Genomic DNA, 4,727 nt, shown 5'->3' with positions numbered 1-4,727 from the left:
CCCCCCGGTCAGCGACCTGGGCCTCCCCCCCGGTCAGCGTCCCGGACCTCCTCCAGGGCAGCGTCCGATGCCGCCGCAGGTTCGTCCTCCGATGCCTCCTCCCGGTCAGCGTCCCGGGCCTCCTCCAGGGCAGCGTCCGATGCCGCCGCAGGGCCGACCCGTTCAGGGCAGGCCGCCGATCGATCCCGTCAGCGGACGTCCCGCAGGCGAACGTCCCTACGGCGAACGTCGGTACGGAGAGCCGCCCATCGCGCCTCCTGTTCGATCCGCCGCCCCGACGGGCGTCACTCGGTCCGGCTCTGTGCCACCACCCCACGAACCGAACGATCCATCAGTTCTCTCCTCGGGCAGCGAACCGCCCGAGCCGCCCGAAAGAGGTCCCGCCGCGAATACGAAGAAGAAGTCCAAGTGGCGGGTCGCTCGACGCACGATGTACGCGTTGATCGCCCTGGGTCTGATCGTGCCGATCCTGGCGTTCATGGTGGCGTACACCGTCGAGGACGTGCCGCGCCCCGGCGATATCAGAACCAACCAGGTCGCCACCATCTTCGCGGCCGACGGCTCGAGTGTGCTCGGCAAGGTGGTGCCACCCGAGGGCAACCGCACCGACGTGACGATCGACCAGATTCCGGAGCATGTGCGTAATGCCGTGCTCTCTGCCGAGGACCGCGACTTCTACTCCAATCCCGGATTCTCGGTGACGGGCTTCGGTCGAGCTCTCCGTGACAACGTGCTCGGACGCGACAGCGCAGGCGGCGGTTCGACCATCACCCAGCAGTACGTGAAGAACGCGTTGGTCGGTAACGATCGGACGCTGACCCGCAAGATGCGTGAGCTCGTCATCTCCTCGAAGATGGCGCGTCAGTGGTCCAAGGACGACATTCTCGCTGCGTATCTCAACACCATCTACTTCGGCCGCGGTGCGTACGGCATCGCTGCCGCGTCGACGGCGTATTTCGGCAAGTCGGTCGATCAGCTCTCGGTCGAGGAGGGTGCGGTCCTGGCGGCGGTCATTCAGCAGCCATCCAACCTCGATCCCGAGTTCAACCCCACCGGTGCGCAAGCGCGTTGGGACTACGTGCTCGACGGCATGGTCTCCCAGGGGCAGCTCGACGCGACCCAGCGAGCCGCGATGATGTTCCCGGCGGTGGTCCCTACGTCACAGGTCGATACCGGTGACGCCCAGGATGCCGGGCCGGACGGCTTGATCAAGGCCCAGGTACTGCGCGAACTGTCAGCGGTGGGTATCAGTGATCAGGACCTCAACACCGAGGGCCTGCAGATCACGACGACCATCGATCCGAAAGCCCAGGCGGCTGCGATCGATGCCGTGAACAGCAATCTCGAAGGCGAACCGTCGGAGCTGCGGACGGCCTCGGTATCCATCGATCCACGTACCGGCGCGGTCCGCTCGTACTACGGCGGCGCGGACGGACGAGGCTTCGACTTCGCGCAGTCCGGTTTGCAGACCGGATCCTCGTTCAAGGTGTTCGGTTTGGCCGCTGCGCTGGATCAGGGAATTCCGCTCTCGAAGATGTACGACAGCTCCCCGCTCGACGTCAACGGCATCGAGATCAGCAACGTCGAGGGTGCCTCCTGTGGAACCTGCACCATCGCCGAGGCGCTCAAGCGGTCGCTCAACACGAGCTTCTACCGCATGATGCTCAGCATGGACAACGGTCCGCAGGCCATCGCGGACATGGCCCACACGCTCGGCATCCCGCAGGAGATCGACGGCGTCGGCCCCACCCTGACCGAGCCCGACAACGCAGGCCCCAACTACGGAGTCGTGCTCGGCCAGTACCAATCGCGCGTCCTCGACATGGCTTCGGCATACGCGACACTGGCTGCGTCCGGTGTTTATCACACTCCGCACTTCGTGCAGAAGGTCGTCACCGCCGACGGCACAGTGCTCCTGGACCGTGCTCCCGAGGCCGGCCAGCAGGTCGTCTCGGCTGCGGTCGCGGACAACGTGACCTCGGCGATGCGTCCGATCGCCGGCTACTCGAACGGTCACAACCTCGCCGGCGGTCGCCAGTCGGCAGCCAAGACCGGTACCGCTCAGCTCGGAGACACCGGACAGAACAAGGACGCCTGGATGGTCGGTTACACGCCGTCGCTGTCCACGGCCGTGTGGGTCGGCACCGAGCAGGGTCTGCCGCTCGAGAACAGCTACGGCGGACCGATCTACGGATCGGGCATACCGTCGGACATCTGGAAAGACACGATGGACGGCACGTTGGAGGGCACCTCGAACGAGACCTTCCCGACGCCGGAGGCCATCGCGGGTCAGGCCGGGGTGCCGCAGTACTCGGCACCGGCCCCGACGGCGACGGTGGCACCGTCGACAGCTCCGCCGCAGGTGACCTTGCCGATTCCGACGGAGATCTCGCCGCCGGTCGTCATCACTCCGCGGCAGGTCGAGATTCTGCCCGGCGTCACCATCCCGCTGCCAGGACTGGCACCGGCGCAGCCGCGGCACCGGAACCGGCGGCACCCGAACCCGCAGCGCCCGAACCAGTGGCGCCCGGGCAGTAACGACTCCAGCGGTGACGACCGAACCCGAGCGCAAGGGTCGAGCAGTGGCCAGCCCCGGTCGGCTCGACTCGGCGAGTGCAGCAGACCGCGATTTACCCAGTCGCACCGATCCGATGACCGAGGAACTGTCCTCGGTCATCGGCGGTCCGGTCGGCAAGCACGCGCTGATCGGTCGGCAGCGCTGGTTCACCGCGCTACGCGTCGTCCTGCTGCTGGCGGTGGTCTTCCTGTGCTTCGGTTGGTTCGCCAAGGCCGCCTGTATCCAGCAGGCACCGGTGGGGCCGGGCGGCGAGCTCGGACTCGATTGGAGTGGCAGCCGGCAGTACGTGGCGATGTGCTATTCCGACACCGTGCCGCTCTACGGGGCGGAGCGACTCGATCAAGGTGCGTTCCCGTACAAGAAGTCCTGGGAAGAAACCAAGGCCGACGGGTCGAGTCAGATCAGGTACATGGAGTACCCGGTGCTCGCGGGGCTGTACCAGTACGGCTCGATGGTCGTCGGAAAGGCCTGGAATTCACTGAGTTTCCTGCCGCAGGCGTTGCCGGTCGTCGTCTACTTCAACGTGGTCGCCCTGGGATTGGCCGTCGCCTGGTTGGTCACCGTGTGGGCCACTGCCATAGCTGCCGGACGCCGTATCTGGGATGCCGCCCTGGTGGCGGCCTCGCCGCTGGTGATCGTGCACGGATTCACCAATTTCGACGCTCTCGCAACGGCTTTCGCGCTCACCGGGTTGCTGGCGTGGGCCAAGAAGCGGCCGGTTCTGGCCGGGGTTCTGATCGGTCTCGGCGGTGCCACCAAGCTCTATCCCCTGCTTTTCCTCGGGCCACTGCTGGTGCTGTGCTGGCGCACCGGAAAGATGCGTGAGTGGGGCATCACCGCCTGCGCCGCGCTCGGTGCCTGGCTGGCGGTCAATCTTCCTCTCGCGCTGCTGTATCCGTCGGGATGGTACGAGTTCTTCCGGCTCAATTCCGAGCGCGGTGCCGACCCGGATTCGCTGTACAACGTCGTCACCTCGTTCACCGGCTGGACCGGTTTCGACGGCCCCCTGTACCCGGGTGACAAACCGTTAATTCTCAATGCCGTGACGCTGGTGTTGTTCGCCATCGTCTGTGCACTGATCGCATACATCGGCACGACGGCACCGACGCGGCCGCGGCTCGCGCAACTGGTCTTCCTGGTGGTCGCCGGGTTCCTGCTCACCAACAAGGTATGGAGCCCGCAGTATTCGCTGTGGCTGGTTCCGCTGGCCGTTCTGGCGCTGCCGCATCGCCGAATTCTGTTGGCGTGGATGACGATCGACGCATTCGTCTGGTTCCCGCGAATGTACTACTACCTGGGTGTGGAGAACAAGGGCCTACCCGAACAGTGGTTCACCGCGACCGTCGTGGTGCGCGATATCGCCGTGATCGGGTTGTGCGCGTTGATCGTTCGCCAGATCTACCGTCCGGCAGAGGACCTCATTCGAAACGGCAGCGCCGTCGACCCGCTCGGTGGCGTGCTCGACGGCGCTGCAGATCGGACGACAACTGCCCGCAAGGTCACATATAGCGGCCGAGCTGCTTGACGGCCTCACCGGCGTGCTTGGCCTGGATACCGTCGCCGATGGCCTGAAGCTTCCACTCACTGCCCTGGCGGTAGACCTTCGCCATCACCAGACCGGTGAAGGGCATACCGCCCTGCAGGGTGAAGCGGGCCAGTTCGGTGTTGGTGGTGTTGTCCACCAAGCGGCAGAATGCGTTCGCGACCTGCTCGAACGTCTGACCGCGGTACGAGGTGACGGTGAAGATGATGCCGGTCACGTGCTTGGGCACCCGCGTCAGGTCGACCACGATCACCTCGTCGTCGCCCTCGCCCTCACCGGTGAGGTTGTCGCCCTGGTGCACGATCGAGCCGTCCTTGGCATTGAGCTGCCCGTAGTACACGACATCGTTGACGTTGCGGTCGGCGAGCATGATCGCCGACGCGTCCAGGTCGATGTTCGCGGCTCGGCCGCCGCCACCGAAGAATCCGCCTTCTTCGGTGTGGTCACCGGGTCCCAGCCGAGGCCCATGCGGATGACCGTCAGAGCCACGCCGCCGTCCTTGCGGAGGGTGACCTTCTGGCCCTTCGTGAGGCTGACGGGCTTGGACTTGGTGAGGCTGACTTCCGGAGCCTCGGTGCGGACCGGGGGCGGCGGGTGCTGCCGGCG

At 65.9% G+C, this 4,727-nt stretch carries 1 protein-coding gene and 2 pseudogenes; 2 read left to right on the top strand and 1 reads right to left on the bottom strand.

Going from position 1 to position 4,727, the window contains the following annotated elements; translation table 11 throughout:
- Nucleotides 1-430: 430 nt before the first annotated feature.
- Nucleotides 431-2,538 (top strand): annotated as a pseudogene (locus RHBS_RS16460) (transglycosylase domain-containing protein).
- Nucleotides 2,539-2,651: 113 nt separating this feature from the next.
- On the top strand, nucleotides 2,652-4,103 hold the full coding sequence (locus tag RHBS_RS29080; protein ID WP_121872811.1) for a glycosyltransferase family 87 protein: 1,452 nt from the start codon (nucleotides 2,652-2,654) through the stop codon (nucleotides 4,101-4,103).
- Here the strand turns inward: RHBS_RS29080 and RHBS_RS16455 are convergent.
- Nucleotides 4,078-4,727 (bottom strand): annotated as a pseudogene (locus tag RHBS_RS16455) (TerD family protein); the annotation flags it as partial. The gene RHBS_RS29080 and the pseudogene RHBS_RS16455 overlap by 26 nt on opposite strands.

Origin of the sequence: Rhodococcus sp. BS-15, assembly GCF_000813105.1 — a bacterium.
Lineage (GTDB): Bacteria > Actinomycetota > Actinomycetes > Mycobacteriales > Mycobacteriaceae > Rhodococcoides.
Note: the sequence above shows the minus strand (reverse complement) of the source record. Positions and strands in the feature narration are given on the sequence as shown.

Bases quoted from the DNA above. Each gene is read 5' to 3' on its own strand.
- RHBS_RS29080 (WP_121872811.1), top strand. From the start codon at position 2,652: ATGACCGAGGAACTGTCCTCGGTCATCGGCGGTCCGGTCGGCAAGCAC.